We start from the raw sequence: 18,896 nt of genomic DNA, 5'->3' as shown, positions 1-18,896 counted from the left end.
GATGATCGCTCGTTTCGGAAACCGGTGATCAGCGATCACCTTCGACCGAAACGGCCGATCACCATCAATCGGAACCACTGATCACGTTCAACCGAAATCGCTGATCACGTTCGCCGAAATACGCAACCGGCAGCCTGGAGAGACTGGTTTATCCCTTCCAAGCCCTTGATTTCCAAGGATCCAAAGCAAAACTGCGCGCTCCTTGCGGAAGCGCGCAGCCTTGGCAATGCGTGGTGGCGAATCAGGGACTGGAAGCCCGGACCTGCGGATTATGGTTTCGCCCGGTCTGGTTTTCGACAGGACCGGTATGCAGCTCGTCGGTAGGCTAGTCGCGCAAACTTTGTCGTCCAGTCGCAAAACTGTGGCGCCAGTCGCACTTACTTTGGCGCCCTACGGCTGCGGCGCCGTCAAACGTCAATATTCCCCGCCCGCAACGCATTCGACTCGATAAACGCCCGTCGCGGCTCGACATCATCCCCCATGAGGGTAGTAAAGATCCCATCCGCCGCAATCGCGTCTTCGATCTGCACACGCAGCAGACGCCGCACTGCCGGATCCATCGTCGTTTCCCACAGCTGCTCGGGGTTCATCTCCCCCAGCCCCTTATACCGCTGCTTCGAAACGTTCCGTTCAGCATCCGCCAATAGCCACTTCATCGCGCTCTTGAAGTCCGCGACAGCCATGCTGCGCTCACCGCGCTTGATGACCGCACCTTCCCCGATAAGCCCCTTGAACGTATTCGCGGTGGTCACGAGCTGCTGATAATCCGCCGTGTGCTGGAATTCCTGGTCGATGACCGAAACTCGCACGTTGCCGTGATGGGTGCGTTCGACGTGCAGCGCCCGCTGTTCGCGAACCGGATCATACGAAGGCACGACACGCACTTCGTTCTTCAGCGCTTCATCATGCAATGCAGCGTGCAGCGCCTTCGCCGAAGCCTCAGTCGAAGCCTCAGTGGACAGATCGATCACCACCCCATCCATGACCGCTTCCAGCGCGGCCGGGTCATACAACCGGCTCAACCGCTCGATCACGCTCTGCGACAGCAGATACGACCGCGCCAGCTCCCCAAGCGCATCACCGGAAATCGCCGCCGCATTCTCCCCAGGCACCAGCTCCGACCCTTGCAGCGCCAACCGTAGCATATGCGCGTTGAGCTCCACGTCATCCTTCAGATACCGCTCGTCCTTGCCCGCCTTGATCTTGTAAAGCGGCGGCTGCGCGATATACACGTACCCGCGCTCGATCATGTCCGGCATCTGGCGATAGAGGAACGTAAGCAGCAGCGTCCGGATGTGCGCACCGTCGACGTCCGCGTCGGTCATGATGATGATGCGGTGATAGCGCAGCTTGTCGAGGTTGTAGTCTTCCTTGCCGATCCCGCACCCAAGCGCGGTCACGAGCGTGACGATCTGCTCCGACGACAGCAGCTTGTCGTAGCGCGCCTTCTCGACGTTTAGCACCTTGCCGCGCAGCGGCAGGATCGCCTGGAACTTGCGATCACGCCCTTGCTTGGCCGACCCACCTGCCGAGTCACCCTCGACGATGTAGATTTCGCACTTGGCCGGATCCTTCTCCTGACAATCCGCGAGCTTGCCCGGCAGCCCAACGCCATCGAGCACGCCCTTGCGTCGCGTCATTTCACGCGCCTTCCGCGCAGCATCCCGCGCCCGAGCAGCCTCAACGATCTTCCCGCAAATGATCTTCGCGTCGATCGGCGTCTCGAGCAGGAATTCTTCCAGCGCCTTCGCCACAACCTCTTCAACCGGCGCACGAACCTCAGAAGAAACCAGCTTGTCCTTCGTCTGCGAGCTGAACTTCGGCTCCGGCACCTTCACGGACAGCACGCACGACAGCCCTTCGCGCATGTCGTCGCCGGTCGTCTCGACCTTCGCCTTCTTCGCGATTTCGTTGTCGGTGATGTACTTGTTGATGACGCGCGTCATCGCGGCCCGCAGGCCGGTCAGGTGCGTGCCGCCGTCGCGCTGCGGAATGTTGTTCGTGAAGCACAGCACGTTTTCGTTGTAGCTGTCGTTCCACTGCATCGCGACTTCGACGCCCACGCCGTCCTTCTCGCCGTTGGCGAAGAAAACCGTCGGGTGCAGGTTGGTCTTCGTCTTGTTGATGTACTCGACGAAGCCCTTCACACCGCCGGCGAACGCGAAATCGTCTTCCTTGCCCGAGCGCAGGTCCGTGAGACGAATCCGCACGCCGTTGTTCAGGAACGAAAGCTCGCGCATCCGCTTCGCGAGGATGTCGTAGTGATACTCGACCGTGCCGAAAATGGTCGGATCGGCCATGAAGTGCACTTCGGTGCCGCGGTTCTCGGTATCGCCAACCACATGCATCGGCGACACTTCCACGCCGTCCACGGTCTCGAGCACGCGGTCCTGCGCGATGCCGCGATGGAACTCCATGAAACGCTTCTTGCCGTCGCGGCGCACGGTGAGGCGCAGCCAGCTCGACAGCGCGTTCACGCACGACACGCCCACGCCGTGCAGGCCGCCGGACACCTTGTAGCTGTTCTGGTCGAACTTCCCGCCGGCATGCAGCTCGGTCATCACGATTTCAGCCGCGCTACGCTTCGGCTCGTGCTTGTCGTTCATCTTCACGTCGGTCGGAATCCCGCGGCCGTTGTCGGTCACGGAAATCGAGTTATCGGCGTGAATCGTCACGTGGATGTCGTTGCAGTACCCGGCCAACGCTTCGTCGATCGAGTTGTCGAGCACCTCGAATACGAGGTGGTGCAGACCGGTGCCGTCAGACGTGTCGCCGATGTACATCCCGGGGCGCTTGCGCACCGCTTCCAGACCTTCGAGGATCTGGATCGACGAGGCGCCGTAGCTGCTGTTATCGGGTTGCGAATTGTGCTGTTCACTCATGGATATCTTCCGGTTCTGCGAGGCCACTCTCGTGGCGGCGCGGTGCGTTTCAGCGAGAGAAATCGCCGGGCCGCTCCAGTTTCCTGGCCCGTCCGAAGCGCCGAAAAGGCGCCAAAGGGACGGGTTGTCGGTTCGCCATAAAAACGCCAAAGGGGCTTGCCGCCCCCTGGTGTGTATCGTGATGTCGAGCGCGTCAGATGCGCATCGGCATCACGACATACTTGAACTCGTCGTTCTCGGGCACGGTAATCAGCGCGCTCGAGCTGGCGTCGCCGAGGCTCACCTGCACGGTGTCGACCTTCAGGTTCGCGAGCACGTCGAGCAGATACGTGACGTTGAAGCCGATGTCGACGGTATCGCCCTGGTAGGCGATTTCCAGTTCTTCCTGCGCCTCTTCCTGATCGGCGTTGGTCGACATGATCTTCAGCTGGCCCGGCGCGATGATGCAGCGCACGCCCTTGAACTTGTCCGAAGTCAGGATCGCCGCGCGCTGCAGCGAACGCTGCAGCTCTTCACGGCCGATCTCGAACGTGTTCTTGTGCGCCTTCGGGATCACGCGCTGGAAGTCGGGGAACTTGCCCTCGACGAGTTTCGACACGAGCTCGACCTGGCCGAACGTGAACTTGGCCTGGGTCTGCGCGATGTCGATGGTGACGGTGTCGTCGATGTCCTCGAGCAGGCGCTGCAGCTCGAGAATCGTCTTGCGCGGCACGATGACTTCCTGGCGGCCGAACGTGCCGCCTTCGAGCTTCATCGACGAGAACGCGAGGCGGTGGCCGTCGGTGGCCACGGCCATCAGCTGGTCGCCGTCGACGACGAGCAGCATGCCGTTCAGGTAGTAGCGGATGTCCTGCTGCGCCATCGCGAAGTGCACCATGCCGAGCAGCTGGCGGAACGACTTCTGCGGGACGGTGAGCGTGGCGCCGAAATCCTTCGCCTGCGCGACGGTCGGGAACTCGTCGGCCGCGAGCGTCTGCAGTGCGAAGCGGCTCTTGCCGGACTGAACGGTGAGGCGCTTGTCGGCGAGCGAAAGCGTGACCTGGCCGTCAGGCATCGCGCGCAGGATGTCGAGCAGCTTGCGGGCCGCGACGGTGGTGGCCACCTGGTCGCCGCCGACGCCGAAATCGGCGCGCGTGGTGATCTGCAGCTCCAGGTCGGTCGACAGGAATGAAACGTCCGGGCCGTTCTTGGTGATCAGCAGGTTGGCGAGGATCGGCAACGTATGGCGGCGTTCGACGATGCCGCTGACCGTTTGCAGCGGCCTGAGGAGTGTGTCTCGTTCGGTCTTGACCAGTTGCATAGAGTTCCTTCGTTGAGTAACGGCCTGCAGCGCAGCAGCCTCGCAGCGCCCCGCCGGCCGGGCTCTTGGCCCGCCACCACCGGGGCGGTCAAACCAGTATTGTGCCTCAAAACCGAACCGCCCCCCTTAAATTGGGGCGGAGGCCGAATTATCAAGCGCGGTGCGCGCGCTCAGCCCTTCAGCGTCTGTTCCAGCACGTGCAGCTCGTGGTTGAGCTGCGCGTCCTTGCTGCGCTCGTCCGCGATCTTGCGCACCGCGTGCAGCACGGTGGTGTGATCGCGCCCGCCGAACAGCTCGCCGATTTCCGGCAGGCTCTTCTGCGTGAGCTCCTTCGCCAGGTACATCGCAATCTGCCGCGGCCGCGCGATGTTCGCCGGACGCTTCTTCGAGTACATATCTGCGACCTTGATGTTGTAGAAGTCGGCGACGGTCTTCTGGATGTTCTCGACCGAAATCTGCCGGTTCTGCACGGTCAGCAGGTCCTTCAGCGCTTCCTTGGTCAGCTCGATCGAGATCTCGCGGCCGTGGAACTTCGAATACGCGAGGATCTTGCGCAGCGCGCCTTCGAGCTCGCGCACGTTCGAGCGCAGGTGCTTCGCGACGAAGAACGCGACGTCCTCCGACAGGTTCACGCCTTCCGACTGCGCCTTGCGCATCAGGATCGCGACGCGCATTTCCAGCTCGGGCGGCTCGATCGCGACGGTGAGGCCGGAGTCGAAGCGCGAGATCAGGCGATCGTCGATGCCCGAGATCTCCTTCGGATACGTGTCGCTGGTGATGATCACCTGCGCCTTGTTCGCGACGAGCGCCTCGAACGCGTAGAAGAACTCCTCTTGCGTGCGCGACTTGCCGGAGAAGAACTGGATATCGTCGATCAGCAGCAGGTCGAGCGAGTGGTAATAGCGCTTGAAGTCGTCAAACGCCTTGCGCTGATATGCCTTCACCACGTCGGACACGTATTGCTCGGCGTGGATGTAGCGGATCCGCGCGCCGGCCTTGTCGAGCAGCAACTGGTTGCCGATCGCGTGGATCAGGTGGGTCTTGCCGAGGCCGACGCCGCCGTACAGGAACAGCGGGTTGTACGAGATGCCGGGGTTGTCCGCGACCTGGATCGCGGCGGCGCGCGCGAGCTGGTTCGCCTTACCCGTCACGAAGTTGTCGAACGTGAGCACGGGGTTCAGCTTCGAACGTTCGTACATCGAATCGGCTTCGCCGCCGTTGGCGGGTGCGGCGCCGGGGCCGGGGCGCCACGTGCGGCGGCCGGCGGCCGCTTCATGCGCGGGCAGGCTCGGTAGATCGATGTCGGCGTCGTCGGCGTTCAGGTGGTGCGCGGCGGCGGCATTCGCGGTCAGGTTGGCGGCGATCGCGGCGACCGTCGCGGCAGGCCCGCTCGGCGCCAGCGGCGCGCGCGGGGCGGCCGCGGCGCCTGCGGGGGCGCTGCGCATGCCGGCCTTCGGATCGAGGACGAACTGGACTTCGATCGGCGTGTTCCAGAATTCGCGGGCCAGATCGGAGATCCGACCCGAAAACTGGCTCTTGACCCAGTCCAGCTTGAAGCGGTTCGGCGCGGCGATGGACAGCGTGTTCGCCGACGCATCGAAGGCCACCGGGGCCAAGGGTTTGATCCACGTCACGTACTGCTGGGGCGTCAGCTCGCGCTCCAGCAGTGCGGAACAGTGTTGCCAGAAATCGTTCATCAAGTAACTGTCGTTTTTTGCATGCACAGCGCGGCTCGCCGGCGCCCTTGTCGCGATTGCGCAACAAGGCCCGAAGCGGTCGTGCGAGCGTGCCTCGGACGCCTGCTCACACAGTGTTGGAGGGGCAGGCGCGGGCCGAAGCGGCGTGCGGGATTCTTGGAGATAAGGCGAGATTCTACCGCCAAACGCGGCCACAGCGGGAGTTATCCACAGGCCGGGATTGTGGGTCGCGGGGCCGGATCGGCGTGGGCCGGAACAGGCGGACGACTCCTAAAGTATTGACCGTCAAGAGAAAAACGGTTTAAATAGCGGGTTCCGCGAAAACCAATCCTGTATTCCCGGCGATTGCGTTCGCCCGAATGCCTCCGGTTAAGGGCACGCGGTCCCCTGAATTTCGACATTCTCGAACAAGTGAGAACATCATGAAACGTACTTACCAACCGTCCGTGACGCGCCGCAAGCGCACCCATGGCTTCCGTGTCCGCATGAAGACGGCAGGTGGCCGCAAGGTCATCAACGCTCGCCGCGCGAAGGGCCGCAAGCGCCTCGCCATCTAAGGCAGGTTGCGCGCTGTGTCCGCCGTCCGCAGTCCTGCGGAAGGTGCCGTCGAGCCGGGTGCGAATCCGTCGCAGACGAAAGCCGCCTTTCCGAAAGCTGCGCGACTTCTGAAAACGGATGAATTTTCATCCGTTTTTCGTTTGCGCCCTTGGCGGCGCTCCGCGCACTTCGTGATCTACGGCAAGCCGACTGGCCAGCCCGCCCGTCTGGGGCTCGTCATCGGCAAGAAGTATGCGCCGCGAGCAGTCACGCGCAACCTCGTGAAGCGGCTGGCGCGCGACGCGTTTCGCCTGCGCCGGGCCGAATTCGCCGGTTACGACCTGCTGCTGCGGCAGCACACGCGCTTCGACAAGAAAGCGCTGCCGAGTGCGGCTTCCGCCCCGCTCGCGGCGATGTGCGCGGCCGAAATCCGCGAACTGCTCGACAGGGCAGTCCGGGAGATCGCGCGCCGGGCGTCGAAGCCCGCGTCCGAGTGACGCATCCGTCCGTGGTGCGGCGTTCGCGCCCGCCCGGCCGGTTTTGACGCGGCGTCGAACGGCGCCGCCCAAGGTATGGAAACGGTATTGATCGCCTTGCTGCGCTTCTACAAGGTTGCCGTGAGCCCGATGCTCGGCAACCGTTGCCGTTTTTATCCTTCCTGTTCGGATTACGCGCGCGAGGCAATCCAGTATCATGGCGCCGCGCGCGGCACGTATCTCGCCGTCAGGCGCGTGTGCCGATGCCATCCGTTTTCTGCGGGCGGCATCGACCTCGTCCCGCCGCCCAACTCCGACACTCGCGCTCGCGGCGAAGCCGACGCGCGGTCCCATCGACTCTGAGACAACGCATGGATATCAAACGCACCGTCCTATGGGTGATCTTCTTCATGTCAGCTGTCATGCTGTACGACAACTGGCAGCGCGACCATGGACGCCCGTCGATGTTCTTCCCGAGCGCCACGCAGACGGCCCCCGCGGCTGCCGGCGGTGCATCGGGCACGGGCGCGACGACGACCGCAGGTGAAGTGCCTGCCGCAGCAGCAGGCGCCGCACCGTCGACGACGGCACCGGCCGCGCAGGCGCAGCTCGTGAAGTTCTCGACCGACGTGTATGACGGCGAAATCGACACGCGCGGCGGCACGCTCGCGAAGCTGACGCTGAAGAAGCAGGGCGACGGCAAGCAGCCGGACCTGTACATCACGCTGTTCGACCACACGGCCGGCCACACGTATCTCGCGCGCTCGGGCCTGCTCGGCGGCGACTTCCCGAACCACAACGACGTCTACACGCAGCTGAACCCCGGCTCGACGTCGCTGACGGGCGACCAGAACACGCTGAAGCTGTCGTTCGAATCGCCGGTGAAGGGCGGCGTGAAGGTCGTGAAGACCTACACGTTCACGCGCGGCAGCTATGTGATCGGCGTCGACACCAAGATCGACAACGTCGGCACGGCACCGGTCACGCCGACGGTCTACATGGAACTGGTGCGCGACAACACGGCCGTCGAAACGCCGATGTTCTCGCATACGTTCCTCGGGCCGGCGGTCTACACGGACGCGAAGCACTTCCAGAAGATCAACTTCAGCGACCTCGACAAGAACAAGGCCGACTTCGTGAACTCCGCCGACAACGGCTGGGTCGCGATGGTGCAGCACTACTTCGCGTCGGCCTGGATTCCGCAGCAGGGCGTGAAGCGCGATATCTACGCTGAAAAGATCGACCCGACGCTGTACCGCGTCGGCGTGAAGCAGCCGGTCGCGGCGATCGCGCCGGGCCAGTCGGCCGACGTGCAGGCACGCCTGTTCGCGGGTCCGGAAGAAGAGCGCATGCTCGAAGGCATCGCGCCGGGCCTGGAGCTCGTGAAGGACTACGGCTGGGTGACGATCATCGCGAAGCCGCTGTTCTGGCTGCTCGAGAAGATCCACGGCTTCGTCGGCAACTGGGGCTGGGCGATCGTGCTGCTGACGGTCCTGATCAAGGCCGTGTTCTTCCCGCTGTCGGCCGCGAGCTACAAGTCGATGGCGCGCATGAAGGAAATCACGCCGCGCATGCAGGCGCTGCGCGAACGCTTCAAGAGCGATCCGCAGAAGATGAACGCCGCGCTGATGGAGCTGTACAAGACCGAGAAGGTCAATCCGTTCGGCGGCTGCCTGCCGGTGGTGATCCAGATTCCGGTGTTCATCTCGCTGTACTGGGTGCTGCTCGCCTCGGTCGAAATGCGCGGTGCGCCGTGGATTCTCTGGATTCACGACCTGTCGCAGCGCGATCCGTTCTTCATCCTGCCGGTGCTGATGGCCGTCTCGATGTTCGTGCAGACGAGCCTGAACCCGACGCCGCCGGACCCGGTCCAGGCGAAGATGATGAAGTTCATGCCGATCGCGTTCTCGGTGATGTTCTTCTTCTTCCCGGCCGGTCTGGTGCTGTACTACGTTGTGAACAACGTGCTGTCGATCGCGCAGCAGTACTACATCACGCGCAAGCTCGGCGGCGGCAAGAAGGCCTGACGCCCGTCGCATACGCGGACGGCCAGCCGCCCGCGATGCACGTAAAAAAGCCGCATGGTTTTTTCCATGCGGCTTTTTTCGTTTCCGGTGGGTGGCGGTGCGGCGGCGTGTGTGGAGGTCGACCGCTTCCGTTCAGGCCTTCTTCGCTTCGATTTTCGGGTCGCTGCCGTAGAACTGCTCGATCAGTTCCTGAACGAGGTAGCGTTGATGTGGCGGCAGTGACTCGATCTTCGACGCGAGTTCGATCGTCTCGGGCGTCGGCGGATAGCGCTCGTCGCGCGGCAGTGGTTGCGGCGTCGGATGTTCGGTCACGCTCGGCGACGGGCCGTAATGCAGCCAATGCAGTTCGACGCGCAACCAGTCGGCGAGCGTTTCGAGTTTGTCCGGCGTCGGAATCGTCCGGCCGGTCAGCCATTTGTGCGCGGTTTGCGGTGAAACCGGCTGGGCGCCATGGTGACGCAGATTGAACCGGTTCGCGAGTTCGGTCGCGCCGGTGATCTTCTCCGGGCTGCGCCTCAAGGCGAATTTCAGGCGTTCCGAAAACGCTGATTTTTCTTCGGGTGTCGGCATGGGGTGATTGTGCAATTCCACCGACGCCTTTCAGACAACCATATAGGCTAAACGTAGCTCATTTGGATGAATCCCAACCTGCCGCGGGCCGTGGCGAGGAATTGGGGGCGCAGCGTCGGGCCAATCCGGCAGGCCTGTTCGTCCGAAATAGACAGTATGGGCGAGCGTGGAATTGATACTCGCCTTAGCTCCGTCGGGATAAATTCGGGCGATTCCGAAACCGACGCGGCGTCCGGTGGCGCGCCGGCCGGCACGCTACAATGCCGGCGTCCCGATGCCCGCACCGTTGCGCGGGCGCATCATTGACCCTCTGTTCACCCGATTCATCCGATTCCCATGCTTGCTACCGATTCCGATCCGATCGTCGCCATTGCCACCGCTGCCGGCCGTGGCGGCATCGGCGTCGTCCGCGTGTCGTTCGGGCGCGGCGGCGAGGCGGCCGCGTTGCCGCTGATCGACGCATTGTGCGGGCAGCGGCTCGCGCCACGCCATGCGAGCCACGTGCCGTTCCTCGACGAGCACGGCGCGCCGCTCGACCGCGGGATCGCACTGTATTTCCCCGCGCCGCATTCGTACACCGGCGAGCACGTGCTGGAACTGCAGGGGCATGGCGGGCCGATCGTGATGCAGCTGCTGCTGCAGCGCTGCCTGGATGCGGGGCGCGGCTTCGGGCTGCGGCTCGCGGAACCGGGCGAGTTCACGCGGCGCGCGTTTCTGAACGACAAGCTGGACCTTGCGCAGGCCGAGGCCGTCGCCGATCTGATCGAGGCGAGCACGGAAGCGGCGGCGCGCTCGGCCGGGCGCTCGCTCGACGGCGCGTTCTCGCGACAGATCCACGCGCTCGTCGAGGATGTGATCACGCTGCGGATGCTGGTCGAGGCGACGCTCGATTTCCCGGAAGAGGAAATCGACTTCCTGGAAGCGGCCGACGCGCGCGGCAAGCTCGCGAAGATCCGCGAGCAACTGGCGCACGTGCTCGGCGACGCGCGGCAGGGCGCGCTGCTGCGCGAGGGGTTGTCGGTCGTGCTCGCGGGGCAGCCGAACGTCGGCAAGTCGTCGCTGCTGAACGCGCTGGCCGGCGCGGAACTGGCGATCGTCACGCCGATCGCGGGCACGACGCGCGACAAGGTCGCGCAGACGATCCAGGTCGAAGGGATTCCGTTGCACATCATCGATACGGCCGGGTTGCGCGAGACGGAGGACGAAGTCGAGCGGATCGGGATCGCGCGGACATGGAGCGAGATCGAGCGCGCGGACGTCGTGCTGCACCTGCTCGATTCGCGCACGGGGATGACGGTGGACGACGAGTCGATCGCGGCGCGATTCCCGGATGGCGTGCCGGTGGTGCGGGTGCTGAACAAGACGGATCTGACCGGCGTGCCGGCGTGCGTCGACCATCCGGCGGCCGAAGGCGACCTGACCGAGGTGCATCTGTCGGCGAAGCGCGGTGACGGGATTGACATGCTGCGCGCGGAGTTGCTGCGGATCGCGGGGTGGCAGGCGGGCGCCGAAGGTGTTTATCTGGCGCGCGAACGGCATTTGATTGCGTTGCGGGCTGCGCAGGAGCATCTCGCGCAGGCGGCCGATCACGCGGAGCAGCGGGCGCAATCGCTCGATCTGTTTGCGGAGGAGCTCCGGTTGGCGCAGGAGCAGCTCAATGCGATTACCGGCGAGTTCACTTCGGATGACCTGCTGGGGGTGATTTTCAGCAGGTTCTGTATCGGGAAATAAACGGCCGCCCAAGGTTGTCCAGGGTCATCCCGCGGCAGTCCGGATCAATCGGCTGATCCGATCCGGACGGCGTCATCGCGGCAGCCGAAGCGGAATGCATCAATCCCAATGGCGATGATGATGGTAATACCCGCCATCACCGTAATACCCGCCACCATCAGGCACCACGATGCAGCCGCTCAACAACACGGCCACGCCGGCAATCAGCAAAAGGGTTTTCTTCATCGCGTTCACCTGCTCGGATTCGACATGAATCCAGCATAGCGAGCGCCGTCAACAGCGGCTGTAAGCGATCGTTTCCCGGTGCCGCAATCCGTAACGGCGGATTATTCCGGTCACAATGACCGTAACAAATCGCCAATCCGCAGACGTTTTCACGCCACGACGACGCAGTTTCGCCCCGCATCCTTCGCGTGGTATAGCGCGGCATCGGCAGCTTCGATCAATGCATCCGGCGTCGACAGATCCTCGGCCGACACCGTCGCGCAACCGACGCTGACACTCACGCGCCCCGCCGGCGACGAAGGCATCGGGAGATCGAGCCGCAGCACCGCTTCGCGCGCTTCCTCGGCAACGACCCGCGCACCGCGCGCGCCGGTGTTCGGCAGCACGATCGCAAACTCCTCGCCGCCGTAGCGCGCGACGATATCGGCGGGACGTCGCACCGCACCGGCCAGCGCATTCGCGACGGCGATCAGGCATGCATCGCCCTTCACGTGACCGAACGCGTCGTTGTAGGCCTTGAAGTGATCGACGTCGACCATCAGCAGCGACAACGGCTCGCTTTGCCGCCGCGCCTGCAGGAACAGCGTATGGAAATGATCGTTGAAGTGGCTGCGGTTGAACGCGCCGGTCAGCCCGTCGCGCGCGGACGAACGAACCAGCGTCGCATGTGCTTCGAACAGCTGCTGATACAGCTTCGTCACTTCCCACGCGAGCACGCACACCAGCACGCCGGGCGTGAACATGCTGAACACGCGCGCGAGATACCAGCCGACGGTGAAGCGGTTCGTGGTCAGCAGGTTCAGCGTCGTGTCGGTGAGGCCGGCGAGCACCGCGATCGCGACCCACAGGTCGAGCGTCGTGCGCAGCCGGCCGGCGGCCAGCACGGCGACGAGCGCGAGCGCATTGAGGATCCATACGACCAGCGCGATCCCGTTGACGGGCAGCTCGGCCGTGTCGGCCGGCGGATGGAACGCGGGCGGCAGTGCCACGTTCAACGCGAGCATGCACAGCAGCGCGGCCGCGACGGCCGGGCCGCCAACCAGCGCGAACGTCCACAGGCGCGTCTGCGCGGCGCCGACCGGCGCCCGCGTGAGTCGCTCGCGCGCGAGCAGCGCGGCCATCACGAAGCAGGGAAAGCCGGCATGCCAGAAGACCCACATCCACGCGGCACTCTGCGGACGCGCGCCGAACAAGCCCTGCGGCGCGAACACGCCGGGAAAGGTGAGCAATTGCAGCGCGACGGCGAGTGCGGTGAATGCATAGGCACCGCCGAGCGCACCGAGCACGGGCTGGCGGGTGACGGTGAACTGCGCGCCGAGGAAGAAGGCGGCGATGCTCGCGGTGGTGAACACGGTCAGCGCGCACATCGGCATGAACGGCTCGACGACCGGCAGCGCGACGTTCGCGTGCGGCACGGCGATCCCGAGCGCGAGCACGATGACGAGCGCCGTCAGCGCGCCGAACCAGAGCTGCCGACGCGACGTGTGCTGGATCAGAATGCCTTCCATGGATTCCCCCGGGCGCTCGTGCGGTCATGCCCGGTCTTGGCGCCGGGCAGCATACATCCGGCCGCGATGCGACCGGTGCGCCCGATCCTATCGCGTTATTCGCGCGCGCTCAAATCCCGAGGCCGGGGCCGAAGTTGCCGGCGACCCAGCGCGTGACGGCATCGACGTCCGCATAGTCCTGTTCGGGCAGGCCTTCGAGCATCGACAGCACTTCGTTGCTCGCGCCGGCGTCGCGCGCGGCGTCGACGATCGCATCCTTGTTCGCCGGGTAGCGGACGGCGGCCAGCACGTCGGCGATCTGCAGATCGATCGCTTCGCCGGGGATATCGTGCGGAGGGAGGGCGGATTTGTCGTTCACGTCGGCGTCTCGCTGGTTGAGCGGGAATCGGTTCTTCGCGGAAGGGGCCCCCGTTCGGTTCGGGGCGACCGGCCCGGACGGAGTGCCTGCGGGGATGGCGATCGACTCAGTGCCCGCGCCGCACGCGGCGCCACGGATGCTTCCAGTCGATATGCGGTGCGTTTTCGTCGCGCGGATGCTGGCGCCGATGTTCCTGCCACAGTTCGTCGGAGAACAGCGCAGCCACGATCACGAGTGGCAATACGAGAAAGATGCCGAGTATGACTTGCTCGATCACGATAGCCTCCTTGCGGTGGCAGGAACCCTTGCTCCCATTCTAGGCTCTGAACTTCGCCCGCGGACAACTTCTTGCAGCGCGGAACGCGCCTCGTTCGCGGCACCGCCGCACGGACGCTTCACGCGCACGCGGGCATCAAAAAGGACACGAACATGCAACTCCAGAACGACAAGCACTCGCTTGCACTGCGGCCGCTGGAGCGCCAGGACCTGCGCTTCGTTCATGAGCTGAACAACGACGCGAAGATCATGCGCTACTGGTTCGAGGAGCCATACGAAACCTTCTCCGAGCTGTCGCAACTGTATGACCGCCATGTGCACGACCAGCGCGAGCGCCGCTTCGTCGCGGTCGATCCGCAAGACGAACTGGTCGGCCTCGTCGAGCTGATCGAGCTCGACTACATCCACCGTCGCGGCGAGTTCCAGATCATCATCGCGCCTCAATGCCAGGGGCGCGGCTACGCGGGCCAGGCGACGCGCCTCGCGATCGAATATGCGTTCAAGGTGCTGAACATGCGCAAGGTGTACCTAATCGTCGATACGTCGAATGCGGCGGCAATCCACGTATACGAGAAATGCGGATTCCAGCACGAGGCGGAATTGAAGGAAGAATTTTTCGGAAACGGCGCGTATCACAACGCTTATCGCATGTGCATCTTCCAGCGCGATTATTTCGAGCGGCCGCAATCGGTCTGAATAAAGCCGGGTAAAAAGAGTGGCGAAGACGCCCTGCGGCCACGCGCTGCGGGGCGCTCGACCCATTCTGGAAAATACGGGTAAATACGAGTGCGCTTATACCTGGCATTTTTCTTGTATCAGGTAATTCCGGTGCCGCACTGCGGTAAATTCATATCGTTTCGGATGACTTTATGTGCAATGCATCAAAACGATCTCGATATCGAAATGAATTATCCAAACCGTTCAATCGGCGTATTGCGATTTCGCTGACAGTCTTGCTGGACAGCACTTTGCGCCCGGCGGCGCGGGCAAATTCACCCGAAGGCAGGTAACACCGCGTGCGCGCGGCAAGCAAAAAATCGGGGGCGCGCAGGGTGCGACAATTCGCCGCTATTGCGATCGCACAACAAATGTGCTTGATATCGCTTGCCGGTCTTCTAAAGTGAAAAACGCGGGTTCACGATCACCTTTAAACACATAGCTAACCGAGCCTGATGCCCGCAAGCCTGGAGACAGAACATGATGAAACGTACCGGTGTCCTCTTTGCCCTTGTCGGCGCATTTTCCGTGGTGTCGATCGCCCAGGCGGGCGGCGATGCGGCTGTCCAGCCGAAGCAGGAAATCCAGCTGACGAAGAATGCGTGGGGCTGTCTGTCGAAAGACAATCTGGACTCCGTACTGAGTCACGAGCGTGACGGCAAGTCGCAGGCGAAGCAGCAGTATTTCGACGACTACCGTTGCCTGTCGGTGCCGGAAGGCCAGCGTTTCCGCGTGGTGTCGGTCGATCAGGGCGACGTCCAGTTCGTCAGCGCCGACAACAGCGACCAGCAAGGCCTCTGGACCGATTCGCGCTTCGTCAAGCAGTAACCCGCACGCGCATCTCTCGCACGCGCACGCCGGCCGGAACCGCCGGCGGCGCGGCACGAACGCGGCCCGGCCGATGCCGGGCCGTCGTGCTGTGGAGCGTCCGTCACGCGCCGGGCGCCGCGCATTCGGTATCATCACGGCCCGACCGAACCGAATGCCCGCCCCGGGCCGTATCCGCATGGCGCTGAAATCCACGATCTACAAAGCCGAGCTGCAAATCGCCGACATGGATCGGCACTACTACGCCGATCACGCGTTGACGGTCGCCCGTCACCCGTCGGAAACCGACGACCGGATGATGGTGCGCATCGTCGCGTTCGCGCTGTTCGCGCACGAGCGTCTCGAATTCTGCAAGGGGCTGTCGGACGTCGACGAACCCGATCTGTGGCAGAAGGACCTGACGGGCGCGATCGACGTGTGGATCGAGGCTGGTCAGCCCGACGAACGGCGCATCTCGAAGGCGGCCGGCCGCGCCGGGCAGGTCACGGTGATCGCGTACGGCGGCAAGACCTCGGACATCTGGTGGCAGGGCGTGCGCAGCAAGGTGGAGCGACTGCGCAACGTCCAGGTGCTGTCGCTGGCCGACGGTGTCGCGGCCGCGCTGGGGCGTCTCGCCGAGCGTACGATGCGCCTGCAGTGCACGGTCCAGGACGGCGCCGCCTGGATCTCGAGCGCCGATCACGATCCCGTCGCGGTCGAATGGACGGTCCTGAAGGCGCGCGCCGACGCGTGACGGCCGGCGCTCAGCCGAGCGCGGCGGGCGGCCCCTTGAATTCCAGCATGTTCCCTTCGGGATCGAACAGATAGATCGACGGCCCGTAGCCGCCGGCGCCGTAACGTTCGGCGGGGGCGCCGGGGCGCGCGCCATGCGCGGCGAAATGCGCGATCAGTGCTTCGGGGTCGAATGGCTCGACGCGCAGGCAGAGATGGTCGAGATTGCGGCCGGTGCCGGGTGGGCCGCTGTCGGGACGGTCGATCGGGCCGCCAACCGACAGCAGGTCGATCAGCGCGTCGCCGGCGCGCAACTGTACAAGGCCCAGGTCGGGTTGTTCCTTCTCCACGTGGCAGCCGACGGCATCGCAGTAAAAGTGCGTCATCGCAGCCATGTCGGTCACGCGTAGCACGACGTGATCGATCGCGCGGATGGTCGGTTTCATGAGCGGGCACTCCTTCGCGGATGGCGTGCACTGAGTGTAGACCGCGCCGGCGACATATGCGGGAACGCGGCACGATCGACGGACGAAAAAAAGCCCGTTCACGCAGAGCGGAACGGGCTTAATCCATATCAGGAGGAGACATGGAGGAGACAGTTCCAACTATACACACGGCGATGGTGCGTTGCAATATTCCGAGTGTAAAAAATGGTCAGGACGGCGATTTGTCGCATCCGCACTGCAGCAAAATGGTGACGCGATGATGACGAAAGCGGCGTCCACGCAGCGCTTGCGCGGCTTTTCATCCGATTGAACGGTTTCGATGCGCGTCCGATTGTGTCCCCGATTTCGCCGGCGCGAATCACAGAGCAAGATTCAGGGCGCGACGGCCCATGCCGATGTCTAGAGTAGGCACCATCTACACTGGAGAGTGCGAGGTTCAGATGAAAACCGCCTATTCGACCGACGATGCCCGCTGGGGCGCCGTGACCGCCCGCGATCCGCATGCGGACGGCGCGTTCTTCTATGCCGTGCGCACGACCGGCGTGTTCTGCCGCCCAAGCTGCGCATCGCGACTGCCGCGGCGCGAGCACGTGTCCTTCTTTGCCGATCCGGCCGCCGCCCGCGCGGCCGGCTTCCGCCCGTGCAAGCGCTGCCAGCCGGAAGGGCTGCCGCGCGAGCTCGAGATCGTCAATCGCGCGTGCGCGGTGCTCGACGCGCATCCGGAGCGGCTCACGCTGCAGCAGCTGAGCGATGCCGTTCACGTGAGCCCGTTCCACCTGCAGCGGTTGTTCAAGCGCGTGGTCGGCGTGTCGCCGCGGCAGTATCAGGCCGCGCAGCGCGGTGCCGCATTGCGCGAGGCGCTGCAAAGCGGCCAGCCGGTCACGCAGGCGGCCGTCGACGCGGGGTTCAATTCGCCGTCGCGGCTCTACGCATCGGTGCCGCGCGAGCTGGGGATGGCGCCGTCCGCGTTCCGTCGTCAGGGCGCCGGCCTGCGGATCGATTATGCGACCGCGTCGACGCCGCTCGGCACGGTGCTCGTTGCCGCGACCGAACAGGGCATCTGCCGGATCGCGTTCGGCGACGAACCGGCATCGCTCGTCGGCGAACTGAAGGACGCGTTCGCGCGTGCCGAGCTGGTCGAATCGCCGTCGCGGCTCGCGCCGTTCGTCGCGCAGATCCGCGCGTATCTGGACGGCACGCGGCACGCGTTCGACCTGCCGCTCGACATCGCGCCGACCGCGTTCCAGCAGCGCGTGTGGGAAGCGCTGACGCATATCCCGTACGGCGAGACGCGCAGCTATTCGGAGATCGCCGAGGCGCTGGGCGCGCCGCGCGCGGTGCGGGCCGTCGCATCGGCCTGTGCGTCGAACCCGGTCGCGCTCGCGATCCCGTGCCACCGTGTCGTGCAGAAGGGCGGCGCGCTCGCCGGATATCGCTGGGGCGTGCGCCGCAAGGCGACGCTGCTCGCGTCCGAGGCGCGCCATGTGCGCGACGATGAAACCGAAGCCGTTGCGGAGGGCAACGCAGTTTGAGCATCGACAAAACCACGATGACGTCGATCGCGGACGGCGGCCACGTGCCGCCGTCCGCGCAGATGGCGTTGCGCTTCAAGGCGCCGTACGACTGGGCGCGCGTGCTGCGCTTCTTCAGCGGACGGGCGATTCCGGGTGTCGAACAGGTCGTCGACGGCATGTATCGCCGGATCGTCGACCTGAACGGCGACGCGGGCAGGCTCACCGTCACGAAGCATCCGCGCCGGCAGTGCCTGATCGCGACGCTCGAAGGGGCGGCCGCGCGGCATGTCGACGATGCATTCGCGCACCGCGTCGCATCGATGTTCGACCTCGGCGCCGACCCGGCCGCGATCGGCGGAGGGCTCGCGCGCGACCCATGGTTCGCGCCGCTCGTCGAGGCCGCGCCGGGGTTGCGCGTCCCGGGCGCCTGGTCGGGGTTCGAGCTTGCGGTGCGCGCGATCGTCGGGCAGCAGGTGAGCGTGAAGGCGGCGACGACGATCGTCGGCAGGCTCGTCCAGCGGGCCGGCGAGCGCGTCGTGCACGACGACGGCATGGCGGCGCCGGACGGCGCCCCCGCGTGGCGTTTCCCGACGCCGCATGCGCTCGCCGCATGCGATCTGGAGAAGATCGGGATGCCCGGCAAGCGGGCCGCCGCGCTGACGGGCATGGCGCGCGCGGTGGCGGCCGGCCACGTGCCGCTCGATCCCGCGCAGGCCGATCTCGCGACGCTGCGCCGCGCGTGGCTCGACCTGCCCGGCATCGGCCCGTGGACCGTCGAATACATCGCGATGCGCGCGTGGCGCGACCCGGACGCGTGGCCGGCGTCCGATCTGGTGCTGATGCAGTCGATCGCCGCGCGCGATCCGTCGCTCGACCGGCTCGCGAGCCAGAAAAGCCGAACCGAAGGCTGGCGGCCGTGGCGCGCGTATGCGGCGCTTCATTTGTGGAACGACGTGGCGGACCGGGCCGGCGGCGCGCGCGGCGGATGACGGTCGCCGCCGCAGGCCGGCGGGTGCGACCGGGCAGGGCCGCGACGCAACCCGCAAGGGGCGTCACGCCGGCAGTGATCGGTCGGTGATCCTCACGGTTGCGA

Annotated in this window: 19 protein-coding genes; 10 read left to right on the top strand and 9 right to left on the bottom strand. The window is 64.8% G+C overall.

The genetic code is table 11. The annotated features are described in order from the left end of the window. Window positions 1-407 precede the first annotated feature (407 nt). The 3 genes from gyrB to dnaA all read right to left on the bottom strand — a co-directional run bounded on the left by gyrB (window position 408) and on the right by dnaA (window position 5,879). The gene (gene gyrB, locus HWX22_RS29600) at window positions 408-2,882 is read right to left on the bottom strand and encodes a DNA topoisomerase (ATP-hydrolyzing) subunit B (protein WP_175916920.1); all 2,475 of its coding nucleotides are present in this window, start codon (window positions 2,880-2,882) and stop codon (window positions 408-410) included. Between the two features lie 193 nt (window positions 2,883-3,075). Beyond that, a complete protein-coding gene (gene dnaN / locus HWX22_RS29595; RefSeq protein WP_006756934.1) occupies window positions 3,076-4,182 on the bottom strand; it encodes a DNA polymerase III subunit beta in 1,107 nt (368 codons plus the stop codon). Between the two features lie 170 nt (window positions 4,183-4,352). Further along, the gene (dnaA, locus tag HWX22_RS29590) at window positions 4,353-5,879 is read right to left on the bottom strand and encodes a chromosomal replication initiator protein DnaA (RefSeq protein ID WP_244135314.1); all 1,527 of its coding nucleotides are present in this window, start codon (window positions 5,877-5,879) and stop codon (window positions 4,353-4,355) included. 422 nt (window positions 5,880-6,301) lie between these two features. On the opposite strand from dnaA, the gene rpmH reads away from it, so the two are divergent. The 4 genes from rpmH to yidC all read left to right on the top strand — a co-directional run bounded on the left by rpmH (window position 6,302) and on the right by yidC (window position 8,919). Continuing rightward, window positions 6,302-6,436 carry a 50S ribosomal protein L34 gene (gene rpmH, locus HWX22_RS29585; RefSeq protein WP_004198824.1) on the top strand — a complete coding sequence of 45 codons (135 nt, stop codon included), beginning with the start codon at window positions 6,302-6,304 and terminating at the stop codon, window positions 6,434-6,436. A 15-nt stretch (window positions 6,437-6,451) separates the two neighbouring features. Continuing rightward, window positions 6,452-6,913 (top strand): ribonuclease P protein component, encoded by a 462-nt coding sequence (gene rnpA / locus HWX22_RS29580; protein WP_031401531.1) that lies wholly within the window; start codon window positions 6,452-6,454, stop codon window positions 6,911-6,913. Window positions 6,914-6,988: 75 nt separating this feature from the next. Continuing rightward, window positions 6,989-7,255, top strand: a complete 267-nt coding sequence (gene yidD / locus HWX22_RS29575) for a membrane protein insertion efficiency factor YidD (protein WP_006750110.1) — start codon at window positions 6,989-6,991, stop codon at window positions 7,253-7,255. A gap of 8 nt (window positions 7,256-7,263) precedes the next feature. Continuing rightward, a complete protein-coding gene (gene yidC, locus HWX22_RS29570) occupies window positions 7,264-8,919 on the top strand; it encodes a membrane protein insertase YidC (RefSeq protein ID WP_059534854.1) in 1,656 nt (551 codons plus the stop codon). A 132-nt stretch (window positions 8,920-9,051) separates the two neighbouring features. Here the strand turns inward: yidC and HWX22_RS29565 are convergent, their stop codons facing one another. Next, a complete protein-coding gene (locus tag HWX22_RS29565; RefSeq protein ID WP_059819983.1) occupies window positions 9,052-9,489 on the bottom strand; it encodes a helix-turn-helix transcriptional regulator in 438 nt (145 codons plus the stop codon). 336 nt (window positions 9,490-9,825) lie between these two features. Here HWX22_RS29565 and mnmE point away from each other — a divergent pair, with 336 nt between their 5' ends. Further along, window positions 9,826-11,220 (top strand): tRNA uridine-5-carboxymethylaminomethyl(34) synthesis GTPase MnmE, encoded by a 1,395-nt coding sequence (gene mnmE / locus HWX22_RS29560; protein ID WP_175916918.1) that lies wholly within the window; start codon window positions 9,826-9,828, stop codon window positions 11,218-11,220. A 99-nt stretch (window positions 11,221-11,319) separates the two neighbouring features. Here mnmE and HWX22_RS32300 read toward each other — a convergent pair whose 3' ends face one another. The 4 genes from HWX22_RS32300 to HWX22_RS29545 form a co-directional block, all read right to left on the bottom strand. Further along, the gene (locus HWX22_RS32300; RefSeq protein ID WP_256980637.1) at window positions 11,320-11,445 is read right to left on the bottom strand and encodes a hypothetical protein; all 126 of its coding nucleotides are present in this window, start codon (window positions 11,443-11,445) and stop codon (window positions 11,320-11,322) included. 149 nt (window positions 11,446-11,594) lie between these two features. Beyond that, window positions 11,595-12,953 (bottom strand): sensor domain-containing diguanylate cyclase, encoded by a 1,359-nt coding sequence (locus HWX22_RS29555; protein ID WP_175916917.1) that lies wholly within the window; start codon window positions 12,951-12,953, stop codon window positions 11,595-11,597. A 109-nt stretch (window positions 12,954-13,062) separates the two neighbouring features. Further along, window positions 13,063-13,311 (bottom strand): DUF2795 domain-containing protein, encoded by a 249-nt coding sequence (locus HWX22_RS29550; protein ID WP_175916916.1) that lies wholly within the window; start codon window positions 13,309-13,311, stop codon window positions 13,063-13,065. Window positions 13,312-13,417: 106 nt separating this feature from the next. Beyond that, the gene (locus HWX22_RS29545) at window positions 13,418-13,588 is read right to left on the bottom strand and encodes a hypothetical protein (RefSeq protein ID WP_006489933.1); all 171 of its coding nucleotides are present in this window, start codon (window positions 13,586-13,588) and stop codon (window positions 13,418-13,420) included. Window positions 13,589-13,740: 152 nt separating this feature from the next. Between HWX22_RS29545 and speG the strand changes: the two genes are divergently transcribed. From speG to HWX22_RS29530, 3 genes are all read left to right on the top strand, one after another. Next, window positions 13,741-14,283: a spermidine N1-acetyltransferase gene (gene speG / locus HWX22_RS29540; protein WP_175916915.1), complete on the top strand. Its 543-nt coding sequence runs from the start codon at window positions 13,741-13,743 to the stop codon at window positions 14,281-14,283. A gap of 501 nt (window positions 14,284-14,784) precedes the next feature. After that, window positions 14,785-15,132: a hypothetical protein gene (locus HWX22_RS29535; protein ID WP_044848669.1), complete on the top strand. Its 348-nt coding sequence runs from the start codon at window positions 14,785-14,787 to the stop codon at window positions 15,130-15,132. 178 nt (window positions 15,133-15,310) lie between these two features. Next, a complete protein-coding gene (locus tag HWX22_RS29530) occupies window positions 15,311-15,865 on the top strand; it encodes a YaeQ family protein (RefSeq protein ID WP_006498691.1) in 555 nt (184 codons plus the stop codon). 10 nt (window positions 15,866-15,875) lie between these two features. Here the strand turns inward: HWX22_RS29530 and HWX22_RS29525 are convergent, their stop codons facing one another. Further along, window positions 15,876-16,289 (bottom strand): VOC family protein, encoded by a 414-nt coding sequence (locus HWX22_RS29525; protein ID WP_059534865.1) that lies wholly within the window; start codon window positions 16,287-16,289, stop codon window positions 15,876-15,878. A 440-nt stretch (window positions 16,290-16,729) separates the two neighbouring features. On the opposite strand from HWX22_RS29525, the gene ada reads away from it, so the two are divergent. Further along, complete coding sequence (ada, locus tag HWX22_RS29520) at window positions 16,730-17,821, top strand: bifunctional DNA-binding transcriptional regulator/O6-methylguanine-DNA methyltransferase Ada (RefSeq protein WP_059691902.1); 1,092 nt, start codon at window positions 16,730-16,732, stop codon at window positions 17,819-17,821. A gap of 17 nt (window positions 17,822-17,838) precedes the next feature. Continuing rightward, complete coding sequence (locus HWX22_RS29515; RefSeq protein ID WP_244135315.1) at window positions 17,839-18,792, top strand: AlkA N-terminal domain-containing protein; 954 nt, start codon at window positions 17,839-17,841, stop codon at window positions 18,790-18,792. The last annotated feature ends 104 nt before the right edge of the window (window positions 18,793-18,896 follow it).

The organism is Burkholderia sp. BCC1638, assembly GCF_902833195.1.
GTDB lineage: Bacteria > Pseudomonadota > Gammaproteobacteria > Burkholderiales > Burkholderiaceae > Burkholderia > Burkholderia diffusa.
The sequence above is the reverse complement of the archived record's forward strand: the minus strand, read 5'-3'. Positions and strand labels throughout refer to the sequence as shown.

Coding starts and splice junctions, on each gene's coding strand:
- gyrB (WP_175916920.1), bottom strand. CDS start 2,882: ATGAGTGAACAGCACAATTCGCAACCCGATAACAGCAGCTACGGCGCC.
- ada (WP_059691902.1), top strand. CDS start 16,730: ATGAAAACCGCCTATTCGACCGACGATGCCCGCTGGGGCGCCGTGACC.
- mnmE (WP_175916918.1), top strand. CDS start 9,826: ATGCTTGCTACCGATTCCGATCCGATCGTCGCCATTGCCACCGCTGCC.
- HWX22_RS29555 (WP_175916917.1), bottom strand. CDS start 12,953: ATGGAAGGCATTCTGATCCAGCACACGTCGCGTCGGCAGCTCTGGTTC.
- HWX22_RS29515 (WP_244135315.1), top strand. CDS start 17,839: ATGACGTCGATCGCGGACGGCGGCCACGTGCCGCCGTCCGCGCAGATG.
- rpmH (WP_004198824.1), top strand. CDS start 6,302: ATGAAACGTACTTACCAACCGTCCGTGACGCGCCGCAAGCGCACCCAT.
- yidD (WP_006750110.1), top strand. CDS start 6,989: ATGGAAACGGTATTGATCGCCTTGCTGCGCTTCTACAAGGTTGCCGTG.
- HWX22_RS32300 (WP_256980637.1), bottom strand. CDS start 11,445: ATGAAGAAAACCCTTTTGCTGATTGCCGGCGTGGCCGTGTTGTTGAGC.
- HWX22_RS29535 (WP_044848669.1), top strand. CDS start 14,785: ATGATGAAACGTACCGGTGTCCTCTTTGCCCTTGTCGGCGCATTTTCC.
- dnaA (WP_244135314.1), bottom strand. CDS start 5,879: ATGAACGATTTCTGGCAACACTGTTCCGCACTGCTGGAGCGCGAGCTG.
- dnaN (WP_006756934.1), bottom strand. CDS start 4,182: ATGCAACTGGTCAAGACCGAACGAGACACACTCCTCAGGCCGCTGCAA.
- HWX22_RS29525 (WP_059534865.1), bottom strand. CDS start 16,289: ATGAAACCGACCATCCGCGCGATCGATCACGTCGTGCTACGCGTGACC.
- yidC (WP_059534854.1), top strand. CDS start 7,264: ATGGATATCAAACGCACCGTCCTATGGGTGATCTTCTTCATGTCAGCT.
- HWX22_RS29565 (WP_059819983.1), bottom strand. CDS start 9,489: ATGCCGACACCCGAAGAAAAATCAGCGTTTTCGGAACGCCTGAAATTC.
- HWX22_RS29530 (WP_006498691.1), top strand. CDS start 15,311: ATGGCGCTGAAATCCACGATCTACAAAGCCGAGCTGCAAATCGCCGAC.
- speG (WP_175916915.1), top strand. CDS start 13,741: ATGCAACTCCAGAACGACAAGCACTCGCTTGCACTGCGGCCGCTGGAG.